Origin of the sequence: Desulfonatronospira sp., from assembly GCA_003563255.1 — a bacterium.
Lineage (GTDB): Bacteria > Desulfobacterota > Desulfovibrionia > Desulfovibrionales > Desulfonatronovibrionaceae > Desulfonatronospira.
On the sequence record PWSL01000347.1, the window covers coordinates 1 to 24,213 of the forward strand.

A 24,213-nucleotide genomic window follows, 5' to 3' on the forward strand; every position below is an offset into this window, starting at 1 on the left:
AAAAAATCCCTTACCCATAAATCAGACCTCCTTATTTTTTGCGGATGTTGACCATAAAGGTCTTGGTCTCCGGGATAAACGTGTTGGGATCACCCACGGACGGGGTCAGCAGGTTGGCTGAATCGCCGCCGTCTTTGGGGTGCACCCAGCCGTAATGCCAGGTGGTGCCCACCTGATGCAGGGTCTGGCCCATGATGTTCAGGGGCTGCAGACGCGGTGTGACAATGGCAACGCATTCGATCTGGCCGCGCAGGTTTTCCACGATGACCCTGTCTCCGCTCTTGATCTCCCTGAGTCTGCCCAGTTCCGGATCTATCTCCGCAAAGTTCTGGGGCATGCTTTCCAGCAGCCACGGCAGCCAGCGGGTCATGATCCCGCTCTGCCAGTGCTCACACACCCTGTAGCTGGTGCCCACAAAAGGATAGCGGGGATCGCACACAGCGTGCTTTGCAAGCTCCTCCTCGAAGTACAGGGCAGTAGGGCTGTGCAGCTGATCAGAGAAGGGGTGCTCTTCAAAGGGGCACTCCATGGATTCGTAGTGTTCCGGGAAAGGACCATCGGCCATGCCAGGACCAAAGAACTGCCCGTAGCCTTCGGCCCGCATGATAAAGGGATGCCTTTCACTGGGCGGCCAGCCGCCGTCGGGTACGTCGCCCACCCATTTGTCGCCGTCCCATTTGATGACCGCCTTGTCCGGGGCATAGGGCTGACCATTCTGGTCCACAGAGGCCCGGTTGTACAGGACTCTTCTGTTCACCGGCCAGGCGAAGGACCAGTTGGGGAACAGGCCGATATTGGCCTGCATATCGGTCTGAGTCTTGTCGCGTCTGGCCATCAGATTGCCGTCTTCAGTCCAGGCTCCGCTGTGCAGCCAGTTGCCGCAGGCGGTGGATCCATCGTCCTTGAGCTGGGTAAAGTTGGCCACCTGCTTTCCGGTATTGACATCGTAGCCGCTCATGAGCCTGGCCACTTTCTGCACGTCAAACCTCTCCGGAAACTGCTTGCCCTCTTTGGCAATGTCCTTCTGATTCAGGTTCAGGATGGGTTCGGGAAACACGCCGCCGTCTTTTTCATACAGGGCACGTACTCTGGAGAAGAGCTCCAGCATGATGTCCCCGTCACGGGCGCACTGTCCAGGAGGCTTGGGACCCTGGTAGCGCCACTGGATCCAGCGGCCGGAGTTGGATACCGAGCCTTCTTTTTCGCAGAACACAGCCGGAGGCAGAACAAAAACCTCTGTCTTGACCTTGCCGGGATCCACGTTGGGTCCTTTCCAGAAGGAAGCGGTCTCATTATCAAACACATTGACCGACACCATCCAGTCCAGCTTGCTCAGGGCTTCCCTGGTCTTGCTGGCGTTGGCTCCGCTGGCAGCAGGATTCATGCCCCAGACAAAAAAGCCCTTGAACTTGCCCTGGTGCATGTGGTCGAAAAGCACCAGCCATGAAGCGTTCTGGCCCACTTCCAGCTTGGGCAGCCAGTTGTAGCTGTCCTTGGGGTCGGCGTCAGGATACATGGCCTTTAAAAGGCTGGCTATGTACTTGGGCCGGTTCTGCCACCAGTTGGCGCTCTTGGGATCGTTGGTGGATGGTGTTGTGGCATTGTAATCGTCTAAGGTGGCCAGATTGGCCCTGGGGGTGGGCATATACGCCGGGATTATGTGAAACAGCAGGGCCTGGTCCGTGGATCCCTGTACGTTGGAAGTGCCGCGCAGAGCATTGACTCCGCCGCCGGCCACGCCAACGTTGCCCAGCAGGAGCTGGATCATGGCCATGGTCCGGATGATCTGTGCGCCCACAGTGTGCTGGGTCCAGCCCATGGCGTACATGATGGTCCCGGCCTTGTCCGTAGCGCCGGTCTCTGAATACATCTTGTAGAATTCTTCCAGCTTGTCCTTGGGTGATCCTGCTGTCTCGGATGCCCGGTCCAGGGTGTAGCGCTCATAGTGCTTCTTCATGAGCTGAAACACGCAGTTGGGGTCCTGCAGGGTGGGATCCTTTTTGGGGATGCCGTCGTCATCCATCTGGAAGGTCCAGGTATCCTTGTCGTAAGCTTCTTTGTCCGCGTCCCATCCGGTGAACAGGCCATTGTCGAAGCCGTAATCAGGATTCACCAGGAATGAGGCATTGGTATAGTTCTTGACGTATTCCTCAAAGTACAGGTTGTTGTCCAGGATGTACTTGATCATGCCGCCCAGAATGGCGATGTCCGTACCCGAGCGCATGGGTACGTAAAGGTCTGCCTTGGAGGAGCTTCTAGTATAGCGGGGGTCCACACTGAGAAGCTTGCCGCCCTTTTCCTTGGCCTTCATGACCCACTTGAATGAAATGGGATGGTTTTCCGCGGGGTTGGCCCCCATCATGAGAATGCAATCACTGTTCATCAGGTCGTTGTAGTGATTGGTCATAGCGCCGCGTCCGAACGACTCTGCCAGAGCCGCAACAGTAGCGCTGTGTCAGATACGCGCCTGGTGCTCGATGTACACCAGGCCCATGGCGCGCTGCATCGCCTGCAGGTACCAGTTTTCTTCGTTCTCGATTTCGGCGGAACCCACGTGGGCTATGCCGTCGGTGCGGTTGACCACCTGCCCGTTTGCGTTTTGCTGCACAAAAGTCTCGTCACGGGCTTCCTTGACCTTCTCGGCAATGCGCTGCAGGGCCCAGCCCCAGGGGGCTTCCACAAACTTGTCTGTGTAAGGGGCGCGGTACAGGACCTTGGTCATGCGGTTTTCGTTTTCCGCCACCTGGTACAGCGCAGCTCCCTTGGCACACAGGGCGCCTTCGTTGATAGGATGATCCGGATCGCCTTCAATGTTGATGCAGCGGCCCGTAGAGGACTTGTCGGTGTGCACCAGCACGCCGCAGCCCACTGAACAGTAGCAGCAGATGCTGGTGGTTTCCTTGGCCCAGTGAATATTCAGCAACTGGGCCTTGGCCGTGGTGGGCTGCAGACTAATGCCCAGACCGGCAAACGCGGTCACTGCAGTCGCAGTCGCCGAAAGTTTAATAAATTCCCTTCGACCTAATTTCATAATCCCTCCTGCTTGATGGTTGAGATTAACTGCCTCCCGTCTCCCGGTTCAGCATGACCTGGAGGTCAAATCCTGACGGGAGAAAGGAACGGGGGGTAAAAGGTTGTTCCTCGAAGACCGGCGGCCTGAAGATAGATATTGTCCGGGCCTTGAATACCGCCCGGCCTAAATCAAATCCCAGACCGAAAAATGGAAAGTTGCTGTTTTGCATGGGTTTTTCCCCAAGTGGGTTTGGAAATTCTAAAAAGCTCCCAACAGCCGATTTAACAAGCATTTCCTGCTTGTGTGCTTAATGTTTATTATGTTTATTTTAACGTGTCAAGAGTAATTGTTAGATAATTCACGTGACATCTGGAAAAGTATTAATGACCATCAGTTGATTACTTTTTGTCATGTGGACGCAGATAAATCAGTGGGTCAGGCTGGACTGTCTTGAGGGTGCGGGAGTTCGGCCGTGCAGGACTTGAGCTGGCGATGTCTGGATAATCCTTAAGTGAGCAGTCAGGGGGAGTTTTTTTCAAACCTCAGGGTTTCGTTGTGGGGAAGCCTGATTGTGAAACCAGTGTCAGTCAGTTGGCCGGAAAGGGTGTCCATGGCCCGGGTCTGGAAATGAATCTCGCCGTTGGTGGTTTGCCACTCAAAGGTCAGCGTGTCGATTTCAGTCTTCCATGATCCCTGGTGGTCGGGATGCAGTTTGATGACTGAAGACATGCCGGAGGTTGCCCCGTTTTTTTCCGTGTATGTACCGGCCATGTCCGGCTGCTGCGTACAGGATAAACTCAGGAGCATGACCAGCAGGAACAGGTGCTTAAGTCCTGGAACAACCAGGTGCATACCGCCCTCCTTTTTTTGCAGTCTAACATCAGAAGCAGTCACGTGCAATCCGGGATAATAACAGGACATATGTATTTGTTCCGGATTCAGGTGACCAGATAATAAAGGGCTCCAACCAGGATCAGGCTGCCCACCCGCAGGCTCTGGTTGTAGAATATGAGCTTTACGGCCAGTTTGGGGTTGAAGATGCCTGCATAGTAGGGAAGCTGATGGCGAATGGCGCGCATGGGCGAGGACAGGATATTGCCTGTCAGAAGGGCCAGGACCACTTCCCGCACTCCCAGGGCCCCGCTGTCCAGCATGGCCCCGGCTGCAGCCAGCCCGGCCGACAGCTCCGCAGCCAGCTGCAGGACCACGATACTTAAGGCCTGGGGGGAGAGCCAGGCCATGAAATGCACGTATTCAGCCATATTTTCTTCCACCCAGTCGAAAAATCCGGCCTGCTGCAGGATGAAAAAAAGGGTATAGATGGGCACGGTGAAGATAATAATCTTTTTGAACCTGAATCTGAAGCGTTTCCAGACCCTGGCCAGCACCTCGGTCCAGTTGAGCTTTCCCTCGCCGGGAAGCTGGCACTCCACGCATGGTTCCGGCTTTGGACTCAGGATGAAGCGTCCCAGGACGACCACCACCAGGGTGCGCAAAAGGGCTGCAATGATGGTCAGCAGGAGATAAGGCAGGGCAGCGGCCTTGATAAGCGGAACCATGATGAAGAAAGTTGTCGGCAGGTGCAGAAAGTAAGTAGGCAGGGAGTTGAACAGGTTGGACAGGACCAGTTCCCGGTAAGTGAGCTTATTCTGGGAGTAGGCCTCGGCCAGCATGGTATTGGCGGTGATGCCGGAGAAAAAGGCCATGGAAAAACTGGCCCCGGAGACGTCGCGAAGTCTGGCCATACGGGTCAGGGGGGCGGCTAGCCGGGCCATGAACCTGGTCCAGTTCATGGACTCTATGAGATTGCCCACAAAAACCCCCAGGGCAATGAAGATGCAGATCTTCAGCAGGGGATATCCCAGACCGGACCAGAGTTCGTAAAGGGTTAGCATAAAAACGGAAAGGCTAAGCAGACCTGGAAGGGGTCCATGCCTCCTGGGGATTTAAGGTAAGCGGGTCGCTTTTGTCCTGCACCACCTGGTGCATGGCCAGCTCGTCAAGGGCATGTTCCAGGGCCTGCGGGGGGGCATTCCAGCGGGGCTCTATGTTTTCACGCTTCAGAGGCATATCGTGAAATTCCAGGTCGTGAAGTATCAGGTACAGGGAAACTGCTTCTACTGAAAGACCCAGAGTGAAAATTCTGTCCTGCATGGCCATTTCTCTACCTCCTGCTGCCTTCAATTACCGCCCGGGCCACTTTTTCCTGGTCTTTCCGGTCCAGGTAGGGATGCATGGGCAGGCTGAAAATCCTATTAGACATTTCCTCGCTCACTGGAAAATCACCTGGACTGTATCCAAGATAGTTGAAAACATCCTGCAGGTGCAGGGGTCTGGGGTAATAAACCGCCCATGGAATCCCATGCTTTTTCAGATTGTCAAATACAGCCTGGCGGTGCTCATGGTCGCGGGCCAGTAAGCTGTACTGGGCCCAGGCGCTTTGCCGGTCCTGAAAAACGGCCGGTACAGTTATGCCTGGGGAATCCTGCAAAAGATTGTTGTAAGCCTGGGCCACTTCGTTTCGCTGCTGCAGTTCTTCAGGGAATATGCGCAGTTTGGCCAGCAGAACCGCGGCCTGCATTGTATCCATGCGGGCATTCAGACCCAGGCGGACGTTGTCATACCTGTTTTGGCCCTGACCGTGCACCCGCAGGGATTGCAATTCCTGGTGCAGCCCGAAGTCATTGGTGAAACACATCCCGCCGTCTCCATAGCATCCCAGGGGCTTGGCCGGAAAAAAGGAGGTACAGGCGGTATCCCCCAGGCTGCAGGTGGACCTGCCCCTGTATGCGCAGCCCAGGGACTGGGCAGCGTCCACCAGCAGCCACAGGCCTTCTTCCCGCAGGATGGAACTGATGGCCTCATAATCACAGGGCAGGCCGAACAGATCCACGCTGATCAGGCCTTTGGGCACGAGTGGGGCATGGGGCATGGGGCATGGAGCATGGGGAAGAGGGTGCTGTTCCCGGACTTGGGGCGTGGAGAAAAGGGGGGTTTCCCCGGGTTTGCTGCTCGGGACACTGGGTTCCTTACCTGAAGAATAAACCGATTTCGCCTGGCGGGGCAGGGGATGTATGGACGGGTCGGCGGACTTGAGGGCCTGGATGGCCGGCTTGAGTCGGTCTGGATCAATATTCAAGGTGGCCGGATCAATATCCACGAATACCGGTGTGGCTCCCAGAAGGGCTATGACCTCGGCCGTGGCGCAGAAAGTAAAAGGCGTGGTCAGGACCGCGTCCCCAGGGCCTATGTTTTTGGCCATGAGGGAAAGCAGCAGGGCATCGGTTCCTGATGAGCAGGCCACGGCATGCTCCACATTGCAAAAAACCGCCAGTTCCTTTTCCAATTCGGCGATTTCAGGCCCCATGACGTAAGCTCCGTGGGCCAGGACCCGTTCCAGCCCCTCTTTTACCTGAGATTCGATGCGCCTGTACTGGGTTTTAAGGTCAATAAATGGTATGCTCAATCAATACTCCGGCTGTTCATTATTCCGGGTTTATTCCGGCCTGGCGATCTGATCCAGGATATCGGCGGCGGTTTCAAGGGCCATGAGCCCCTGTTCCCCGGGTACTTCGGGCTGCAGGTCCAGCTGAACCGCCCTGGCGAATTCCTCCAGCTCCATCTGCAGGGAGTTGACTTCAGGGGGGGAGGGCTTTTCATAAATTATATCCCGGGCACTGTCTCCCACCCCGATACGGCTGACCGGCATGTGCAGTCCGGAGGGATGCCGGGCGGTGGCATCATCAGCAAGTTTGAAGATCTCGGCTTTTTTATCCATAAAATCCAGGGCGATGTACTGGTTCTGCTGAAAGAGACGCATCCTGCGCATGGGATTCAGGGCGATGCGGCTGCTGGTGATGTTGGCCACGCATCCACCGGCGAATTTGAGGCGGACATTGGCGATATCCTCCTCCCTGGAGACAACCGCCACCCCGCAAGCGTCCACGTGAGTGACCGGGCTCTTGACCATGTATAAAATCAGATCCAGATCATGAATCATGAGATCCAGGACCACGCTTACGTCGCATCCCCTGGGATTGAACCTGCAAAGCCTGTGAGCCTCAATAAACATGGGTTTCAGGGGGTAATTTCTTACGGCCAGCATGGCCGGGTTGAAGCGCTCGATATGGCCCACCTGGATTTTGAGGCCTTTTTGCCGGGCCTGGTCAACTATGCTGCGGGCCTGCTCCACGCTGGAGGCTATGGGTTTTTCCAGGAATATGTGACAGCCCGATTCCAGGGCCTGCATGGCCACGCTGTGATGTTCGCTGGTGGGTACCACGATACTCACGGCCCGGGATTTCCGCAAGAGTTGCTGCAGCTCCTGAAAGCTGGGCACTTGGCAGTCCCGGGCTACTGTTTCGGCCCGCTCCCGGTCCAGGTCAAATACCCCCACCAGGTTGATTTTTTCCGAGTGTGCCGCCAGCTTTGCATGGATGCTGCCCAGATGACCCACCCCGATAATTCCAAGATCCAGCTTGTCCATCTTACATTGCTCCCAGTATCATTTCAGCGCAAGTGCGGGTGGCGTTTCTATCGCCCAGGAGGTTTTTCACTTTTTTCAGTTCCCGACGCACAGCGTCTGCTTCGTCTGGGTTTACCAGCCAGTTGCGGGCTGCTTGCAGGAGCTGTTTCCGGCAGGCATGGTTTTGAATATATTCCGGGAAGACGCCTCTTCCCAGAATGAGATTGGGCATGCTGATGTAGGGTACGTCTATAAGCACCCTGCCCAACAGGTAACTTGGCCAGGACACTTTATATGCTACAATGGCCGGAACTTCAAGAAGGGCGCATTCCAGGGTGATGGTGCCCGAGACGGCCAGAGCCATGCTGCAGGACTTGAGATAACTGTGTCGGTATTCTGATGATATGTACTCCAGCCCGGGCAGATCCATGGAATGGCTTTGCAGTAAGTCCCTGCTTATCCCGGGGGCCTGCACAATGCCGAATTTCAAACCCGGACGGATTGTGCTCAGTTCTTGAGCCGCCTCGGTGAAAACAGGCAGCAGGGAGGTTACTTCCCGTCTGCGGCTGCCGGGCAAAAGGGCAATCATGTTGTCATCAGTGCGTAAATGCTCAAGCTGCGGCAAATCCATAAGCTGCAGCAGGGGATGGCCCACATAGCGGGCCGGCACGCCGCGGCTCAGAAAAAATTCCTGTTCAAAGGGAAAAATGCAGGCCACCCGGTGCACGAATTCCTTGAGAAATTTGATCCTGGACCTGCGCCAGGCCCACACCTGGGGGGCAATGTAGTAAATGACCGGGATGCCCAGTCTTTGCGCTTCCCGGGCCAGCCTGAAATTGAAATCCGGAGCGTCCATGAGCACCAGGACCCCGGGACGCTCTTTTCGCAGCAGATGCTTTATTCTTTGCAGGTAACCTGCAATCCTGGGCAGGGCAGTGAAAACCTCGGTCACTCCCACAAGGGACAGGTCTTCGGCCCGGTAAACCGTCTCCAGTCCCTGCCGGCGCATGGCCCTGCCGCCCATGCCCATGATGCGGATACCCGGGGTTATGCGCTGCAACTCCTGCATGAGAAGAGCCCCGTATGCGTCTGCCGAGGACTCACAGACATTGATCCAGACTGATTTGGGCATGGGTCATTTTCCGATGCAGAAGTTCTCGAATACGGAATTTAAAATGTCATCTGTGGCAATACGCCCGGTAATCTCATCCAGGCAGGAGCAGGCATAATCCAGCCTCACTCCCAGGAGGTCGTAGGGGGTTCCCTGGCGGGCATCCCGGACCAGAAGATCAAGCTCTTTGCGGCCCTTTTCCAGGGCGGTTTTCTGCCTCAGGTTGGGCGCAAGGGAAGATGAGGCCTCAAGCCTGCTGTCACCCAGGATTCTGGCCCTGACGCCCCTGGTGAGCTCTTCCAGACCTTCACCGTGCAGGGCGGAAATGTGGATTACTTCCAGGCCTTTTTGTCTTAATGCCTCACACCAGGCAGGTGTTTTCCGGACCAGATCCCACTTGTTGGCTGCCAGGACAAGTTTACCGGGACTTACTTCTTCCAGGATGGCCAGGTCTTCATGGGCGGGTTCCAGCCCGGCGTCCAGGACCAGGATGCAGAGGTCGGCCCGGCTGATGAGCTGGCGGCTGGTCTTTAGCCCCAGCATTTCTATTCTGTCCCGGGTGGGCCTTCGTCCGGCGGTGTCCACCAGGCGTACGGGAAGGCCCTGCAGGTTGATGAGCTCTTCCAGGTAATCCCTGGTGGTGCCGGGAATGGAGGTGACTATGGCCCGCTGCCTGCCCAGCAGGGCGTTCATCAGGCTGGACTTGCCGGCATTGACCGGGCCGGCCAGGACCACCAGGGCCCCCTCGCTGAAGACCCTGTTTTGCTCAAAGGCCAGTACCAGTTCGTCAATTACCTGCATGCAGGCAGTGACTCTGTCTGCCAGGTCTTCCAGGGGCAGGCATTCCAGGTCTTCTTCGGGAAAATCCACAGCCAGACAGAGTTCTTTTTTGAGTTCTTCCAGACCTTGTCGCAGAGATTCCACCCGGTCTTTGAGGTGTCCCTGGAGCTTGTCCCGCGCCAGCAGGGCTCCTTCCTGAGTAGGAGCGTTGATGATTTCCAGGGCGGCTTCAGCCTGGGTCAGATCCATGCGGTTGTTTAAAAAGGCCCGTTTGGTGAATTCACCCGGGGCTGCAGGTTCCGCGCCTGCATGCAGCAGGGCTTCCAGCACGCCTTCCAGGACTGCCGGTCCTCCGTGGCAGTTAATTTCCACTACGTCTTCCCGGGTATAGGAATAAGGTGCCGGCATATAAGCCAGCAGGATTTCGTCCAGGACCTGCTGCCGTCTGTTTTTTATCCAGCCGTAATGCAGCCTGTAAGCCTTGAAACCCTTGAACCTGGGTCCGGGTACATAGAGCTTTTCTGCGATGTCCAGGCTGTCAGGACCGCTCATGCGGACTATGCCCACCCCTCCCCGGCCCATGGGCGTGGCTATGGCTGCAATGGTGGTCCCGGAACTGCGGGATGAATCCCCGGAGGACATGTCAGTTCTGCTGCTGTTTCTGCTGTGGTTGCTGCTGCTTTTTTTTACGCCCTGACTGCTTGGGCATGATGAGGACCCGCTTCATGGGGCCGTCCCCTTTACTCTTGGTGCGGATCTTGTTTTCACCCTGCAGGGCCAGGTGTACAATGCGGCGGTGATAGGAACTAAGGGGCCTGGTACTCATGGTTTTGCCGGCCCTGATGGCTCTCTGGGCCAGTTGATGGGCGTTTTTCTCCAGTTTTTCAGCCTGTTTTTCCAGAAAGTTTTCTGTGTCCAGCTGGATCCTGGCTGCTCCGGGATACTTCTTGGCAATGATTCGGTTGGCTATGTACTGCAGGGCGCTCAGGGTCTGTCCGTCTCTGCCCAGCAGGATGCCGGTACTGCTGCTGTCCTGAATCACCACAGTCAGGGGCTGGGTGTCATGGCGGAGCTTGATCTCCACGTCCGGGGCAAGGGGGGTGGAAAGGCGGTGTACAAGTTCCTGGATGAACTGGTCGGGAGGCGGCTGCAGGCTGCTGGCTGCATGTTCCCCGGGCTCTTCCTCGGCATCCTCGTCAAACATGGGCAGGTCGCCTGGATGTTCCCGGGATGCCTTGCGGTCTGCATCCGGCACAGGCTCGGGCTCGGGCACAGGCTCAGGCTCAGGCTCAGGCTCAGGCTCCGGCTTCGGCTTCGGCACAGGTTCAGGCTTTTTTTGCGGTTTTGGTTCAGGTACAGCCTGGTTCTGCGCAGATTCTTTCTCTTCCCTGCTCCTTCGCTTGGCCTTTATAGTGGCCTTTTTTACACCTACCAGGCCGAAAATGCCTGATGATCCGCCGCTGACGATTTCTATTTCCAGCTGGTCGCGGTGGATATGAAAATACTTGCATGCACTGTTTATTGCATCATCTACGTTTCTGCCGGAAAATTCTATAAAGTTGTTCATGTAGACTCCTTTGGCATGAATAGCCATGTGCCCATGGCACGATCCGAAAAAACCGCCTGGTGGATACTACAGTGAAACTTTTAGCTTAAAAGCAAAGCTCAATTTGCGGACAGGCACACTTGCCGGTTGAAAACTGTCAACTGCTCAAAATTCAGGCGGCAAAAGAGCGGGTCCCCGGAGGTCAAAATAAGTTTCCCTGCAGTGTTGATGCAGGTGTTAAACACCTGCAGTTTTGAACGCTGGTCCAGGCATGCGAAGGAAAGGGTTCCAGGGTGTTGTATGTGCGGTAGAACCCCGGACGCCGGAGGCTGTTGTCCGGCTTGAAGGTATTTTTTCAGACCGTTTTTCAAAGAGCAGGCTGGTTAAGTAGTGTTATCAATTAGTAACTATTCACCATCTGCTTCTGCTGGATAAAGCGCCTGATTGCGGATTCAGGGTGAATAGTTACATCAATTATTTCTTTTTCTTCTTCTTTTTTCCGGAAGTGGACTTTTTCTGCTGTGATTTCTGTTCTGCACCAGGGGATTCCTCCCGGGCGCCGTCCTTGTCTTCCTTGTTTTTGGAGCGCTGTTCCGCTTTCTCGGCAGCCTTCTGTTCGGCCTTTTGCAGTGGAACGTCGGCGGACTTGAGCATATACCACTGCTGGCCGATGGACAATACGTTGTTGGCCAGCCAGTAGATGACCAGCCCCGAAGGGAAGGTGATGAAGATAAAGATGAATACCAGGGGCAGAAACTGCATTATCCTGGCCTGCAGCGGATCGCCCGGGGCCGGGGCCATGCGCTGCTGCAGAAACATTGTGGCGCCCATGAGCAGCGGGGTGATATAGAAGGGGTCCCTGGCGGACAGGTCCGCCAGCCACACAATGTCGGTAAAGGGAATGTGGCTGATAAAAGGTGCATGTCGCAATTCCACTGATCCCAGCAGTCCCTGGTAAAGGGCAATGAACACCGGTATCTGCACAAGTATGGGCAGACAACCGCCCAGCGGGTTGACCTTGTATGTTTTGTAAAGCCGCATCATTTCTTCGTTCATGGCCTTGCGGTCATCTTTGTGCTTTTCCCGGATCTTGGTCATCATGGGCTGCAGCTTCTTCATCTGGTTCATGGACTTGTAGCTCTTGTGGGACAGGGGCCAGAAGATAATCTTGATGACCAGGGTAAGCAGCAGGATGGCCACTCCGTAATTGGCCGTATACTGGTAAAAGAAATTCAGGACATACATCAGGGGCTGAGCCAGGATGTTGAACCAGCCATAGTAAATGGACTTTTCCAGATTGTTGGGAGCTCCTTCCAGGTATACCCTGTCCTTGGGACCCAGGTAATATATCTGGTTCATGGTCCTGGAGGCCTCGGGCTCCAGGTACATGGTTTTGCTCAGGGAGAGCTGGAAAAGCTCATCCCGGTAATCAGCCTGCAAACGGACGTCCGTTGAAGCAGGCACCAGGGTAAGCATGAAATAGTGGTCCACTATTCCGGCCCACTGGATCCCGGTGTTTTTGCTGATACCCTCTCTCAGGTTTCGTTCGCGCTCGTGGCTTAAGCCCTCCTGGTCATAGTAGCCCACCCGGGTGGGGTTTAAGCGGTTGTCGGAAAAGGCCGGGCTGGCCAGGATGTTTGCAATTTCCCCGGAGGCCTGGGCCTGGGTGGTATTCACCACCTGCAGGCTTTCTTCGATTTTGTAGTTGTCCCCTACAAAGGTCATTTCCCGGATGAACATGACCCCGCCCATATGCCCGGTGAAGGTCAGGGTTTTTTCCTGTCCCTGCTCCAGTGACAGGTCCTCTCCGTTGAGAGACCAGTCCCCATGGGTCCAGGTAGGTGTACGGTTCCAGGTTATGCCCATGGGTCCGCGGACCAGGGAGCGCGGCGTCACCAGGTCCACCTTGGGGGCGTCGGGGTCTATCTCCTGCTTGTACTCCTTGAGAACAAAGTGTTCCAGGATGCCTCCGGCGCTGTTGAAAGTGGCCTGGTACAGGGGGGTATCCACTTTGATCTGCTCGCCTTCAACAGCCTCAAATCCCGGCATATCTACCGGTGCGGTATCCCAGGGATCCCTCTCAGTAACTTCCACATCCGGACGGGGCTCCGGATCCGCCGGGGTGGGTTCTTCCAGACGTTCTTCTTCCCGGACTTCCTCCCGGTCTGGTGAGTGCGGAGGAAACATAAGGTTCCAGACCACAAGGACCGCCAGGGATAAAACAACGGCAATCAGTACTCTATGTATGTCCATGTTCTTTAGTTGCTCCCAGGATGGATTTGAGAGAGAATTTTTCAGGCACTGGGTCCAGGCCTGATGCAAAGAAGGGGTTGCACCTCAGGAGTCGGAAAAAAACCAGAATCATCCCCTTGCCTGATCCGTGAAGCAGCAGGCATTCCCTGGCGTATTCGGAACATGTAGGGATAAATCGGCATGCAGGCGGTAAAAGCGGGGATAAAACCCACTGATAAGCCAGTATCAGTTTAATTAGTAAGTAACGCATCAGTACCCGGAGTAGTCCTGTAATGGGCGGGCATCCGGCTGGTCCGGGGTCCGGGGCCGGATATGCCTGAAAAAACGCAGGATTTGTTCCTGCACCATGTCCAGGTTCAGTTGTTTAAGATCGTCTCTTTTTTTGGTGACTACTACATAATCAGCATTCAGTGGAACCTGACTCTGGTTAAGCCTGAAAGTCTCCCTCACCAGGCGTTTGATCCTGTTGCGAAGCACTGCCGGCCCGATTTTTCTGCTTGCAGTGATGCCCAGACGCCAATGGTCCAGTCCGTTGGGCAGGACGAAAATGATAAAGTGTCTGGTGTGATATCTTTTGCCGCTGGTGTAGCAGGTCTTGAACCAGGATCGTTTGACCAGCCTGAGGTGCTTGTGAAATTTTAAACCGCCAATCGTTTTCTGCCCTTGGCCCGTCTTCTGTTGATGATGGTCCTGCCGCTCTTGGTGCGCATACGTACGCGGAACCCGTGAGTCCTTTTGCGTTTGATTCTGCTTGGTTGATATGTTCTTTTCATGGGTCAAGTCTCCTTACAAAAAATTAAAAGAGTTGTTTAACCTCTGGCGCGATTTTAGTCAACCCCGATGTCGCAGCGTATCTGTTCAGCACTTTTTAAGGAAAGCGCTGAACAGATACCCGCGGGCAAAGAAGACTTAAAGAATGACAGCGGTTCTGCACAGCACGCATTGCTTTTGATATCGTATTGGGTTATCAAAAAAGAAGTTGTCCGTTGAGTATCTGTTTAGTGCTTTTATCGAGAGCAGGGGACAGGCACCCCCGCACTTTTTTTTCTGAAGGATGATTGACATGTTTAAAAATAAGTGCGGGGAGAGCCAGTCCCCATGCCACTTCCAAAGCGCTGAACAGATACTCCGTTGAGAAGACTACAGTAACGCCATCCATCAGGGGAAGCATGCATCCATCATCCATGGTTGACGAACTCATTAAATGGGCAGGCCTGACACCTGAGCAGGTCCAGAAGGCCAGGGTCCTTCAGGGCGAAAAAAGAGTGGATTTTGCCAAAGCCACTCTTCTGACAGGGATCATAACCCAGGAACATTACCGCGACTTCATGGCCATGCACCTGGGCATGCCTGTTGTAGATCCTTCCTGCATGCATATTCCCCGGGAGATCCTGGGGCAGCTGGAAAGATCCGCCTGGACCAGGTACCAGGCAATACCTTTTTGTGTGCACCAGAACAGGCTCTACCTGGCCTGTTTCGAGCCGGACAATATAACTGCTCTGGACGATATACAGTTCATGACCGGTATGGAGGTCCTGCCGCACCTGGCAACTCTGTCTTCCATTCAGAGGGCTATAGACAGGCTGGCAGACAGGGATACCGGCAGAATGGACGACATCCTGGCCCAGATGGAAGCAGAAGAGGGTCCGGATGCCGGGGAAGGGCCGGAAAAGGACGAGACCTCCAGTCTGGAGGCGGCCTCCCAGGCCCCCGTGGTCAAGATGGTCAACCTGATAATTCAGGAGGCCATCCGCAAGAAGGCCTCGGATATCCATATCGAGCCTTATGAAAAGGATTTCAGAGTCAGGTTGCGCCTGGACGGGATGCTCACCGAGGTCATGCGTCCACCCATCCGCATGAAAAACGCCCTTATATCCAGGCTCAAGATCATGTCCCACTTGAATATCGCGGAAAAGCGCCTGCCCCAGGACGGACGCATCAAGGTCCGCTCTACAGAGGGTAATCCAATAGAGTTCAGGGTGTCCATCCTGCCCACCCTGTTCGGGGAAAAGGTGGTCATGCGCATCCTGGACAAGTCCATGCTCCAGGTGGATATGCACGACCTGGGCCTGGAGGGCCATTCCCTGAAGGTGTTTCAGGAGGCCATAACAATGCCTTACGGCATGGTTCTGGTCACCGGCCCCACCGGATCGGGCAAGACTACCACTCTGTATTCGGCCATCATGGAGCTCAATCAGGAAGGGGTGAACATCTCCACTGCCGAGGACCCGGTGGAATTCAGCCTGCATGGTGTAAACCAGGTGCAGGTACAGGAAGGGGTGGGGCTTACTTTCGCCTCGGTGCTGCGCTCCTTTCTGCGCCAGGATCCGGACATCATCCTGGTGGGGGAGATCCGGGACCTGGAAACAGCAGAGATTGCAGTCAAGGCCGCCCTGACCGGGCACCTGGTCCTGGCCACCCTGCACACCAACGACGCCCCGAGCACTCTGACCAGGCTTCTGAACATGGGGGTGGACTCCTTTCTGGTGGCTTCTTCCATAAACGCCATCATGTCCCAGCGCCTGGTGCGCAGATTGTGCCCTGCCTGCAGGGTTGCGGAGCATGAGCTGGAGGTCCTTAAGGCCATGGGCATGGATCCGCAGGAAGTTGAACAGGGCGGGGTGTTTCGGGCCGCGGGCTGCCAGGAGTGCAACAGTACCGGATTCAGGGGACGTACCGGGGTGTATGAGGTCATGCCCAATACCGCAAAGATCCAGGAAATGGTACTGGCCGGGAAAAGCGACCTGGAGCTTCGCAGGACCGCCGTGGAAGAGGGCATGATCACCATGCGCAAGAGCGGGCTGATAAAGATGTCCCAGGGCATGACCTCGGCCCAGGAAGTGCTCAGAGTAACCGTGAACTAGGGCGGACTTAAGTATGCCGATATTTCTTTACAAGGCCACCAGCAAGTCCGGAAAAAAGCTCAAGGGCGATCTGGATGCCCCCAGCCTGGATATGGCCCAGACGGTATTAAAGCGCAGAGGGTTAAAGGATATCAAGGTCAAGCCCAAGCCCAGGGATATCCTGGAGGGCACATTTCTGGAAGGACGGGTTACTTCCAGGGATATGGTCATATTCAGCCGGCAGTTCGCCACCCTGATAAACGCCGGGGTGCCCATCCTGCAGGCCCTGCAGGTCATGTGTGATCAGACCGAAAACAAGATCCTGCGGCGCAAGCTCTACGAGGTCAAAAACGACATCGAGGGAGGGTCATCTCTTTATGACAGCCTGAAAAAACATCCCGACGTATTCGACGACCTGTACACCAACATGGTCGATGCCGGAGAGGCCGGGGGAGTCCTGGACCTGGTCCTGGACCGCCTGGCCCGCTACATTGAAAAGGCGGCCAGGCTCAAGGCCAGGGTCAAGAGCGCGCTTATTTATCCGGGAGTGATCATCACCGTGGCCGTGGCGGTGATAGCCATTATCCTGATCTTCGTCATACCCACTTTTGAGCAGATGTTCGCCGACTTTGGCGGGGCCCTGCCTGCACCCACCCAGTTTGTCATAGGCCTTAGCCGGTTCGTATCTCAGAACGTATTGTGGATTCTGGGGGGAGTGATAGGTACGGTCCTGGGCATACGGCTTTTTTACCGCACCGAAAGGGGCAAGATCCTGATTGACGAATGGATCCTGCATGCTCCGGTTTTCGGGCCGCTTCTGCGCAAAGTGGCAGTGGCCAGGTTCAGCCGGACCATGAGCACCATGATTTCATCGGGTGTGCCCATCCTCAGCGCCCTGGACATTGTCTCGCGCACCGCCGGCAACAAAAGCGTGGAGCATGCGGTGCAGGAGGCCAAGCAGAGCATCACCGAGGGGCAGAGCCTGGCCGAGCCCCTGTCCGAGACCGGCATATTTCCACCCATGGTCACCCAGATGATCTCCATCGGGGAGACCACCGGGGCCCTGGACAGCATGCTGGAAAAGATAGCCGACTTTTACGATGATGAGGTGGATGTGGCCGTGGATACTTTGACCTCGCTCCTGGAACCCATTATGATCGTTTTTCTGGGCGTAGTGGTGGGCGGTCTGGTCATCAGCATGTATCTGCCTATATTTCAGATTGCGGATGTGGTGGCATGACGGGTCGGACAGGTCTGACGGGTCGGACAGGTCTGACATGTCGGACAGGTCTGACATGTCGGACAGGTCTGACGGGTCAGACAGGTCGGACGGGTCGGACAACTCAGAAGCACAATAAATTACAAAAGGAGGACAAAATGAGCAGAAATCCGGTAGTGGCCGTAGCAGGGGCCACCGGTGCAGTGGGCAGAGAGATGCTCAGGATCCTGGCCGAGAGGGATTTTCCGGCCAGGGAGGTCATCCCCCTGGCTTCGTCCAGGTCCGCCGGCAGCAAGCTAGAATACAAGGACAGCGAGCTTACTGTACAGGAGTTGACCGAGGATTCCTTCAAGGGAGTTGATCTGGCCATATTTTCCGCAGGCGGGGGTACCTCTGAAAAGTACGCCCCCATCGCCGCACAGAGCGGCTGCGTGGTGGTGGACAACTCCAGCTTCTGGCGCATGGATCCCAGTGTACCTCTGGTAGTGCCCGAGGTGAACCCGGAAGCCCTGGAAAAGCATCAGGGAATCATTGCCAATCCCAACTGCTCCACCATCCAGATGGTGGTGGTCCTAAAACCCCTGCATGATGTAAGCAGGATAAAGAGAGTTGTGGTCTCCACCTACCAGGCGGTGTCCGGATCAGGGCAGAAGGCGGTCAAGGAGCTGGAGACTCAGGTCAAGCAGCTATTCAATATGGAAGAAGTCACCCCCAGCGTATATCCTTATCAGATAGCCTTCAACTGCATCCCGCATCTGGATGCCTTCATGGACAACGGTTACACAAGGGAAGAGATGAAGATGGTCAACGAGACCGTCAAGATTATGGGTGATCAGGGCATCAGGGTGACAGCCACCACGGTCCGGGTGCCGGTGTTTTTCGGACACAGCGAATCCCTCAATGTCCAGACCGAGTCCAGAATAAGCCGGGAAGAGGCCCGGGCCATTCTCACACAGGCCCCGGGGATCAGGGTCATGGACAATCCCGAGGAAAAGATCTATCCCATGCCCCTTTTTGCAGCAGGCAAGGACGAGACCTTTGTGGGCCGCATCCGCGAGGACCAGAGCACCGAAAACGCCCTGGACATGTGGGTGGTGGCGGACAATATCCGCAAGGGGGCGGCCCTGAATGCAGTGCAGATTGCAGAGTTTCTGCTGGTCAAGGACCTGGTCAGGGTGCCGTAGGAATTGGATGTCGGATGTCGGAGGTCGGATGTCGGATGTCGGACGTCGGGGGTCGGAAGAGAGAATTCAGGGGGAGGGCTTTCATCCCTTCCCCCTTTTTATCCTGGAGACAAGAAAAGTGGTCCAAACAGCATCCAGCCAGGAATACCTGGACAAGCTGCTTTCCCTGCCCCGTCCGGGGGAGGAAAACATATTCGCATTTTATGACCATCGCCTGGAGATGTTCTGCAAGGATCCCAGGATGATGCTCATTCCCCTGGACGATCACATGATTCACCGGGGAGACGGGGTGTTTGAGACGGTCAAGTATCTGGGTCGCAGGATTTATCAGCTTGAGGCCCACCTGGAGCGTATGGAAAAGAACTGCAAGGCCATATTCATGACCCCGCCCCTGTCCTGGTCCGGGATCCGGGAACTGGTCCGGGAGACCGCCCGGGTGGGAGGCCGGGATGATGGATACTTGAGCATTTTTGTGGGCCGCGGACCCGGCGGGTTTGCCATTGACTACCGCGAATGCCCCTGGCCCAGCCTGTATATCGTAGCCAGGAGGTTCAACCATCTGCCGGCAAGCATGTGGGAAAAAGGGGTCCGGGCCTGCAAGTCCCAGCATCCGGCCAAGCCGTCCTTCATGGCCAGGATCAAGTCCGTAAACTACCTGCCCAATGTGCTTATGAAAAAGGAGGCCGTGGATAAAGGCTGCGATTTTGTGCTCTGCTTTGATCAGCACGGATTTCTAGCTGAAGGCTGCATAGAAAACGTGGTGGTGGTGGACCAGGATGGACGCATTCTGGTACCGGAGCTGAACAATGCCCTGCCGGGCACCACCCTCATGCGCGCCCTGGAACTGATCAAGGACGAAGTCAGGTTCGTGTTTCGGCCCATAAGCGAGGAAGAGATCTACGAAGCCAGGGAAGTGATCCTGCTTGGCACCACCCTGGATGCCATGAGCGTGGTGCGCTACAATGGCAAACCCATCCACGACGTCCGCCCCGGCCCGGTGAGCAGGCGAATGCGCGAACTGCTGGTGCGGGACCTGCAGGAAAACGGGGTACAGTTTTAAGCTATTAAAGAGCAGGCCCGAACCCCACTTTAATCTACAATAATCTTCTCCCCGGGGGAGGAGACAACCTCGCCCATGATGGCGGCTTCATAGAGGCCTCTGGAATGCAGGTGCTGGAGCATGTCCCGGGCCTGGTCCGGGGGACAGCAGATGAGCAGGCCGCCGGATGTCTGGGGGTCGAACAGGATGTCGCGTTTGGCCGGGGTGATTCCTTCTGAGTATTCCACGATATTTTCCCGGAACTGCCGGTTTTTGTGCGCTCCTGCGGGCACCAAGCCCATGGAGGCGAACTCCAGGGCTTCGGGAAGGACCGGGAGGCTGCCAAAATCAATTCTCAGGCTGACTTTTGAGCCGCAGAGCATCTCGGCCATATGTCCCAGCAGACCGAATCCAGTTATATCTGTACAGGCGTGAATATTGTAGTCCCGCATGACCTCGGCTGCTGTCCGGTTGAGTTCGGCCATGAGTCTGGTGACCTTCTGAATATGTTCCTGGGAGGCCGCTCCGCCCTTGATGGCGGTGTTGACTATGCCCGTGCCCAGGGGCTTGGTCAGGATGAGCCGGTCCCCGGCCTGGATGTTTTTCTTGGTCAGGACTTTGTCCGGATGCACAAAACCGGTTACTGACAGGCCGTATTTGAGCTCAGCGTCCTCCACGCTGTGCCCTCCCACCAGGACGGTGTCCGCCTCGCGCATCTTGTCCAGGCCTCCCATAAGGATCTGGCGCAGGACTTCCAGATCCATCCTGCCCAGGGGGAAACCCACCAGGTTCATGGCGGTTCTGGGCTCTCCGCCCATGGCATAGACATCGCTTAAGGCATTGGCTGCGGCGATCTGGCCGAACCAGTAGGGATCGTCCACGATGGGGGTAAAAAAATCCACGGTCTGGATCAGGGCCAGATCATCGGATATCTTATATACCCCGGCGTCGTCGGCCCGGTCCAGGCCCACTATGAGGTTGTCATCGGTGGGAAACTTGAGTCCGTGCAGTGCTTTGTCCAGGTCCCCTGGAGGCAGCTTGGAAGCTCAGCCGGCACCTTTGACGGTTTCCGTGAGGCGTTTTTTTGTATCCAGGTTTGATATGTTCATATCCTGTATGTAACCCGGAAAGAATCCGGCAGTCCAATTTAAAATATCAATAGAAAGCCTGGATTGCTATTGAAAATATCAATACGCAGGCCTAAAAAAAAAGCCCGGAGAAGTATCTCCGGGCTTTTTGCGGTTTATTATTCTTTTTACTGGGCCTGTTCCTGGTATTCTTCCTTCATGAGCTTGGAGGAGATGGGGGTGATGTTTGCATCCCCGCAAAACAGGTCTTCCCGGGTAGTGCCCATGAGGGCCTCGGCCAGGACATCATCCATGTGTTGTACCGGCATGACCTCCAGGCCCTTGAGCACATTGTCCGGGACTTCCTGCAGGTCTTTCTGGTTGGCTTCGGGGATGATGACCTTGTTTATGTCACCGCGCCTGGCGGCCAGAAGCTTTTCCCTTAGTCCGCCTATGGGCAGGACCCTGCCGCGCAGGGTGATCTCCCCGGTCATGGCCAGATCGTTACGCACCGGCAGGTTCAACAGGGAGGATACCAGGCTGGTGGTCAGGGTGATGCCGGCTGAGGGGCCGTCCTTGGGGGTGGCCCCTTCCGGGACGTGCACGTGGACGTCGATTTCTTTATAAAAATCCGGCTTGAGGCCGAATATATCCGAGCGGGAGCGCACATAGCTGAGTGCCGCCTTGGCGCTTTCCTTCATGACGTCACCCAGTTTGCCGGTGATCTCCACCTTGCCCGTGCCGGGCATGAGGGCCACCTCCACCAGGAGGATTTCCCCGCCTACCTCGGTCCAGGCCACACCGTTGGTTACACCCACCAAAGGCCTGTCCTCGCGCTCGCCGTGGCGGATTTTGGATACGCCCAGGTAAGTGGGTACGCTCTTGGCCGTGACCCGGACAGTTTTGTCCTTCTGGGCTTTTTCCTCGACTTTTTTCTTGGCCACCTTGCGGCAGATGGAGGCGATTTCACGCTCCAGGTTGCGCACCCCGGCCTCCCGGGTGTACTGCCGGATTATTTCATTTATGGCTCCTTCGGAAATGGAGACCTGCCTGTCTTCCAGGCCGTGATACCTGAGCTGCTTGGGCCAGATGAAATGCCTGGCGATCCTGTTTTTCTCGGTTTCCAGGTAACCGGGCAGCTTGATTATTTCCATACGGTCCTGCAGGGGCGCTGGAATGGCCTGCAGGTAGTTGGCCGTGGTGATGAAGAAGATGTTGGACAGGTCGTAATCCAGGTCCAGGTAATGATCGCTGAAGGCGGAGTTCTGTTCCGGGTCCAGTACTTCCAGCAGTGCTGCTGATGGGTCCCCCCTGAAATCCATGCTCATCTTGTCCACCTCGTCCAGGCAGAAAACCGGGTTGTTGGTTTCCAGCCGTTTCAGGCTCTGCAGGATCTTGCCGGGCATGGCCCCGACATAGGTGCGCCTGTGTCCCCTGATTTCGGCCTCGTCGCGCACGCCGCCCAGGGACAGCCTGATGAATTCCCGCTGGGTGGCCCGGGCCACGGACTTGGCCAGGGATGTCTTGCCCACGCCCGGCGGTCCCACCAGGCACAGGATGGGCCCGCGCATTTTTTCCACCAGGCTCTGAACGGCCAGGTATTCCAGGATTCTCTGCTTGGGCTTTTCCAGGCCGTAATGGTCTTCATCCAGGATAGTTTCCGCTTTGGAGATGTCGGTGTCCGTCTCCCGGAGTTCGTTCCAGGGCAGGGACAGGACCCAGTCCACGTAATTCATGAGCACGCTGTATTCCCCGGCATTGGGGGGCATGCTGCGCAGTTTTTTGATTTCATCCGAGGCCTTGTCCTTGGCCTGCTGAGGCATGTTTTTCTGGTCCACCTTTTCCTGCAGCACATCCAGTTCGGCCTTGGGATCGTGATCGCGCCCCATTTCTTTGTGGATGGCCTTGAGCTGCTCGGAAAGGTAATACTCCCTCTGGTTCTTTTCCATCTGGTTCTTGACCCTGGACTTGATCTTTTTTTCCAGGGAAAAGACCTCGATCTCACCCTGCAGGTGAGCGAAAGCCATCTGCAGGCGCTTGAAGGGATCAAATTCCTCCAGGACTTCCTGCTTTTCGTTAAAGTCCACCTTGAGATGGGGCATTATTGCATCAGCTATGGCCCCGGGGTCGCTCATATTCTGGATGGACTGCACTGACTCCTTGGCGATCTTGTTGTTGACCTTGGAGTATTCCACCAGGGATTCCTGTGTGGCCCGGACCAGGGCCGCGGTTTCGGAGTGGTTGCTTTGTTCTTCCGGCAGGAAAAAGGCGTCTACTTCAGGAACCACCACTTCAAAGTCAACGTTGTCAGGGTTTATTGCGGCCCGGTGCAGGCCTTCAAACAAGACCTTGACAGTACCATCGGGCAGGCGGAACATCTGCAGAATCCGGCTTACGCAACCGCAGGAATAGATCCCTTCTGAAGAGGGTTTTTCCATCTGAGGATCATTCTGCGTAACCAGGAAAATCTTTTTGTTGTAGTTGTTCAAGGCGTACTCTATGGCCTTGATGGAAGAATCGCGTCCCACCAGCAGGGGGATGATGGCCTTGGGAAACATGACCACTTCCCGGAGGGTCATCAAGGGAAGTCTTTCGCCCTTGTTTTTTGGGTTTTTAGAATATGTTTTTTTTGTCATTCAGGCACCTCGTTATCCAGTTTTAAGGGGGATAATTATTCCCCCGGTATGATTGTTGATTCGGAGACAGTTTCAATACTAATCACTGGTCATTATTTTGGCAACAAAAAAGAAAAATTTTGACTTCAAGACATGCAGCAGCCCAAAGGAGCAGTCTCCAGAGCAAGAAGCCTTTTTTTGAAATCTGTTCCGCTGGAAAAGCCGCCAAGTCCAGTGCCTGCTCTTATCACCCGGTGGCAGGGAATGATTACCGGCCATGGATTACCGGCCATGGCTGTACCCACGGCCCTGGCCGCACGGGGATTGCCGCACATGGCGGCCAGCCCGGAATAAGTCACGGTCCTGCCCCATGGTATGAGCCATAACAGGGTTTTCAGAGCTCTGGCCCGGAAAGGGGGAAGTTTTTTCCAGTTCAGTGGAGCATCCAGCCAGAGTGCATTTTTTTGCTCCAGATAACATCGGTTCAGGGCCTGCAGCACCCTGGATGGCCTGCTGAAACCCTGCTTGCAATTTGCGGTCCCTGATCCGGGAGGCAGCAGGGAGGTGCGCTCAATAAGGTCTTTATTCCAGGTTATGATCAGGGTGAACTGCGAATGGATAAGGTATTCCTGCATTATAGTAACCCCCAGGGTGTAACACGAGTGAGCTGAAAAAAGTCTTTAGATCCCATTCTTAGCCGGAAAATGATCTTTTGTATCTGGAACCGGCAGTGGAGAAGGATACAGGGCCTATCCCGGGTCTGTACAACCTGGGACAGGCGGCGGAAAACAACCTTGCAGGCCGCAACAGAGGCATGGGGAGAGTTCGCCGGGCTGTGGCAGGAAAGCGAGGGGCGGGATGTAGTGTTCATGGACTGCCGTGGTGCGGACAATGCGGCGCCCCTGGTGGAAAAACACCCGGAGAAAAGGAATAATTCCAGACCGCAACCCTGGATGCAAATCTGCACCAGGTGCCCGGGGCTGGAACCATTGTCCTGGTGTGCAACAAAGGCGGGCGTTCCTATCACTACAGCGAAACTTATTAAATACAGTATGGTATCTCAATTGGGGACAGGCAC

At 55.6% G+C, this 24,213-nt stretch carries 23 protein-coding genes; 5 read left to right on the forward strand and 18 right to left on the reverse strand.

Going from position 1 to position 24,213, the window contains the following annotated elements; translation table 11 throughout:
- Positions 1 to 31: 31 nt before the first annotated feature.
- From fdnG to QZP87_RS10100, 15 genes are all read right to left on the reverse strand, one after another.
- Positions 32 to 3,031, reverse strand: coding sequence for a formate dehydrogenase-N subunit alpha (gene fdnG / locus QZP87_RS10030; protein ID WP_291322783.1), 3,000 nt, complete (start codon positions 3,029 to 3,031; stop codon positions 32 to 34).
- A 25-nt stretch (positions 3,032 to 3,056) separates the two neighbouring features.
- Positions 3,057 to 3,242, reverse strand: coding sequence for a hypothetical protein (locus tag QZP87_RS10035; protein ID WP_291322784.1), 186 nt, complete (start codon positions 3,240 to 3,242; stop codon positions 3,057 to 3,059).
- A gap of 290 nt (positions 3,243 to 3,532) precedes the next feature.
- Positions 3,533 to 3,865 (reverse strand): hypothetical protein, encoded by a 333-nt coding sequence (locus QZP87_RS10040; protein WP_291322785.1) that lies wholly within the window; start codon positions 3,863 to 3,865, stop codon positions 3,533 to 3,535.
- Between the two features lie 86 nt (positions 3,866 to 3,951).
- Positions 3,952 to 4,908, reverse strand: a complete 957-nt coding sequence (locus tag QZP87_RS10045) for a hypothetical protein (RefSeq protein WP_291322786.1) — start codon at positions 4,906 to 4,908, stop codon at positions 3,952 to 3,954.
- 13 nt (positions 4,909 to 4,921) lie between these two features.
- Positions 4,922 to 5,167: a hypothetical protein gene (locus QZP87_RS10050; protein WP_291322787.1), complete on the reverse strand. Its 246-nt coding sequence runs from the start codon at positions 5,165 to 5,167 to the stop codon at positions 4,922 to 4,924.
- A 10-nt stretch (positions 5,168 to 5,177) separates the two neighbouring features.
- Positions 5,178 to 6,479 (reverse strand): DegT/DnrJ/EryC1/StrS family aminotransferase, encoded by a 1,302-nt coding sequence (locus QZP87_RS10055; protein ID WP_291322788.1) that lies wholly within the window; start codon positions 6,477 to 6,479, stop codon positions 5,178 to 5,180.
- A 30-nt stretch (positions 6,480 to 6,509) separates the two neighbouring features.
- A complete protein-coding gene (locus tag QZP87_RS10060; protein ID WP_291322789.1) occupies positions 6,510 to 7,499 on the reverse strand; it encodes a Gfo/Idh/MocA family oxidoreductase in 990 nt (329 codons plus the stop codon).
- A gap of 1 nt (position 7,500) precedes the next feature.
- Positions 7,501 to 8,610, reverse strand: coding sequence for a lipid-A-disaccharide synthase (gene lpxB, locus QZP87_RS10065; protein ID WP_291322790.1), 1,110 nt, complete (start codon positions 8,608 to 8,610; stop codon positions 7,501 to 7,503).
- Between the two features lie 3 nt (positions 8,611 to 8,613).
- Positions 8,614 to 10,011 (reverse strand): tRNA uridine-5-carboxymethylaminomethyl(34) synthesis GTPase MnmE, encoded by a 1,398-nt coding sequence (gene mnmE / locus QZP87_RS10070; RefSeq protein ID WP_291322791.1) that lies wholly within the window; start codon positions 10,009 to 10,011, stop codon positions 8,614 to 8,616.
- A 1-nt stretch (position 10,012) separates the two neighbouring features.
- Positions 10,013 to 10,936 carry an RNA-binding cell elongation regulator Jag/EloR gene (gene jag, locus QZP87_RS10075; protein ID WP_291322792.1) on the reverse strand — a complete coding sequence of 308 codons (924 nt, stop codon included), beginning with the start codon at positions 10,934 to 10,936 and terminating at the stop codon, positions 10,013 to 10,015.
- A 453-nt stretch (positions 10,937 to 11,389) separates the two neighbouring features.
- Positions 11,390 to 13,168, reverse strand: coding sequence for a membrane protein insertase YidC (gene yidC / locus QZP87_RS10080; RefSeq protein ID WP_291322793.1), 1,779 nt, complete (start codon positions 13,166 to 13,168; stop codon positions 11,390 to 11,392).
- Positions 13,155 to 13,418 carry a membrane protein insertion efficiency factor YidD gene (gene yidD / locus QZP87_RS10085; protein ID WP_291322794.1) on the reverse strand — a complete coding sequence of 88 codons (264 nt, stop codon included), beginning with the start codon at positions 13,416 to 13,418 and terminating at the stop codon, positions 13,155 to 13,157. The genes yidC and yidD overlap by 14 nt, the downstream gene beginning before the upstream one ends.
- Positions 13,418 to 13,819 (reverse strand): ribonuclease P protein component, encoded by a 402-nt coding sequence (gene rnpA, locus QZP87_RS10090; protein ID WP_291322803.1) that lies wholly within the window; start codon positions 13,817 to 13,819, stop codon positions 13,418 to 13,420. Before rnpA ends, yidD begins: the two co-directional genes overlap by 1 nt.
- Positions 13,807 to 13,941 carry a 50S ribosomal protein L34 gene (gene rpmH / locus QZP87_RS10095; protein ID WP_291322804.1) on the reverse strand — a complete coding sequence of 45 codons (135 nt, stop codon included), beginning with the start codon at positions 13,939 to 13,941 and terminating at the stop codon, positions 13,807 to 13,809. Before rpmH ends, rnpA begins: the two co-directional genes overlap by 13 nt.
- 194 nt (positions 13,942 to 14,135) lie before the next feature.
- Positions 14,136 to 14,339, reverse strand: a complete 204-nt coding sequence (locus QZP87_RS10100) for a hypothetical protein (protein ID WP_291322795.1) — start codon at positions 14,337 to 14,339, stop codon at positions 14,136 to 14,138.
- Here QZP87_RS10100 and pilB point away from each other — a divergent pair.
- From pilB to QZP87_RS10120, 4 genes are all read left to right on the forward strand, one after another.
- Positions 14,338 to 16,032: a type IV-A pilus assembly ATPase PilB gene (gene pilB / locus QZP87_RS10105; RefSeq protein WP_291322796.1), complete on the forward strand. Its 1,695-nt coding sequence runs from the start codon at positions 14,338 to 14,340 to the stop codon at positions 16,030 to 16,032. The genes QZP87_RS10100 and pilB overlap by 2 nt on opposite strands.
- Before the next feature lie 13 nt (positions 16,033 to 16,045).
- Entirely contained in the window at positions 16,046 to 17,251 is a 1,206-nt protein-coding gene (locus tag QZP87_RS10110; RefSeq protein WP_291322797.1) for a type II secretion system F family protein, read from the forward strand.
- A gap of 137 nt (positions 17,252 to 17,388) precedes the next feature.
- Positions 17,389 to 18,414, forward strand: a complete 1,026-nt coding sequence (locus QZP87_RS10115) for an aspartate-semialdehyde dehydrogenase (protein ID WP_291322798.1) — start codon at positions 17,389 to 17,391, stop codon at positions 18,412 to 18,414.
- 118 nt (positions 18,415 to 18,532) lie between these two features.
- A complete protein-coding gene (locus QZP87_RS10120) occupies positions 18,533 to 19,474 on the forward strand; it encodes an aminotransferase class IV (protein ID WP_291322805.1) in 942 nt (313 codons plus the stop codon).
- Between the two features lie 29 nt (positions 19,475 to 19,503).
- Here the strand turns inward: QZP87_RS10120 and selD are convergent, their stop codons facing one another.
- From selD to QZP87_RS10135, 3 genes are all read right to left on the reverse strand, one after another.
- Positions 19,504 to 20,562: a selenide, water dikinase SelD gene (gene selD / locus QZP87_RS10125; RefSeq protein WP_291322799.1), complete on the reverse strand. Its 1,059-nt coding sequence runs from the start codon at positions 20,560 to 20,562 to the stop codon at positions 19,504 to 19,506.
- A 146-nt stretch (positions 20,563 to 20,708) separates the two neighbouring features.
- A complete protein-coding gene (gene lon, locus QZP87_RS10130) occupies positions 20,709 to 23,156 on the reverse strand; it encodes an endopeptidase La (RefSeq protein ID WP_291322800.1) in 2,448 nt (815 codons plus the stop codon).
- A gap of 125 nt (positions 23,157 to 23,281) precedes the next feature.
- Positions 23,282 to 23,770: an MGMT family protein gene (locus QZP87_RS10135; protein ID WP_291322801.1), complete on the reverse strand. Its 489-nt coding sequence runs from the start codon at positions 23,768 to 23,770 to the stop codon at positions 23,282 to 23,284.
- A 159-nt stretch (positions 23,771 to 23,929) separates the two neighbouring features.
- Here QZP87_RS10135 and QZP87_RS10140 point away from each other — a divergent pair.
- The coding region (locus QZP87_RS10140; RefSeq protein WP_291322802.1) for a hypothetical protein at positions 23,930 to 24,213 on the forward strand (284 nt) is incomplete at its 3' end.

Bases quoted from the DNA above. Each gene is read 5' to 3' on its own strand.
- QZP87_RS10110 (WP_291322797.1), top strand. From the start codon at position 16,046: ATGCCGATATTTCTTTACAAGGCCACCAGCAAGTCCGGAAAAAAGCTC.
- lpxB (WP_291322790.1), bottom strand. From the start codon at position 8,610: ATGCCCAAATCAGTCTGGATCAATGTCTGTGAGTCCTCGGCAGACGCA.
- jag (WP_291322792.1), bottom strand. From the start codon at position 10,936: ATGAACAACTTTATAGAATTTTCCGGCAGAAACGTAGATGATGCAATA.
- yidC (WP_291322793.1), bottom strand. From the start codon at position 13,168: ATGGACATACATAGAGTACTGATTGCCGTTGTTTTATCCCTGGCGGTC.
- QZP87_RS10060 (WP_291322789.1), bottom strand. From the start codon at position 7,499: ATGGACAAGCTGGATCTTGGAATTATCGGGGTGGGTCATCTGGGCAGC.
- QZP87_RS10040 (WP_291322785.1), bottom strand. From the start codon at position 3,865: ATGCACCTGGTTGTTCCAGGACTTAAGCACCTGTTCCTGCTGGTCATG.
- yidD (WP_291322794.1), bottom strand. From the start codon at position 13,418: ATGCGTTACTTACTAATTAAACTGATACTGGCTTATCAGTGGGTTTTA.
- QZP87_RS10100 (WP_291322795.1), bottom strand. From the start codon at position 14,339: ATGCTTCCCCTGATGGATGGCGTTACTGTAGTCTTCTCAACGGAGTAT.
- QZP87_RS10115 (WP_291322798.1), top strand. From the start codon at position 17,389: ATGAGCAGAAATCCGGTAGTGGCCGTAGCAGGGGCCACCGGTGCAGTG.
- pilB (WP_291322796.1), top strand. From the start codon at position 14,338: ATGCATCCATCATCCATGGTTGACGAACTCATTAAATGGGCAGGCCTG.
- lon (WP_291322800.1), bottom strand. From the start codon at position 23,156: ATGACAAAAAAAACATATTCTAAAAACCCAAAAAACAAGGGCGAAAGA.
- rpmH (WP_291322804.1), bottom strand. From the start codon at position 13,941: ATGAAAAGAACATATCAACCAAGCAGAATCAAACGCAAAAGGACTCAC.
- QZP87_RS10050 (WP_291322787.1), bottom strand. From the start codon at position 5,167: ATGCAGGACAGAATTTTCACTCTGGGTCTTTCAGTAGAAGCAGTTTCC.
- QZP87_RS10045 (WP_291322786.1), bottom strand. From the start codon at position 4,908: ATGCTAACCCTTTACGAACTCTGGTCCGGTCTGGGATATCCCCTGCTG.
- mnmE (WP_291322791.1), bottom strand. From the start codon at position 10,011: ATGTCCTCCGGGGATTCATCCCGCAGTTCCGGGACCACCATTGCAGCC.
- QZP87_RS10035 (WP_291322784.1), bottom strand. From the start codon at position 3,242: ATGCAAAACAGCAACTTTCCATTTTTCGGTCTGGGATTTGATTTAGGC.
- QZP87_RS10135 (WP_291322801.1), bottom strand. From the start codon at position 23,770: ATGCAGGAATACCTTATCCATTCGCAGTTCACCCTGATCATAACCTGG.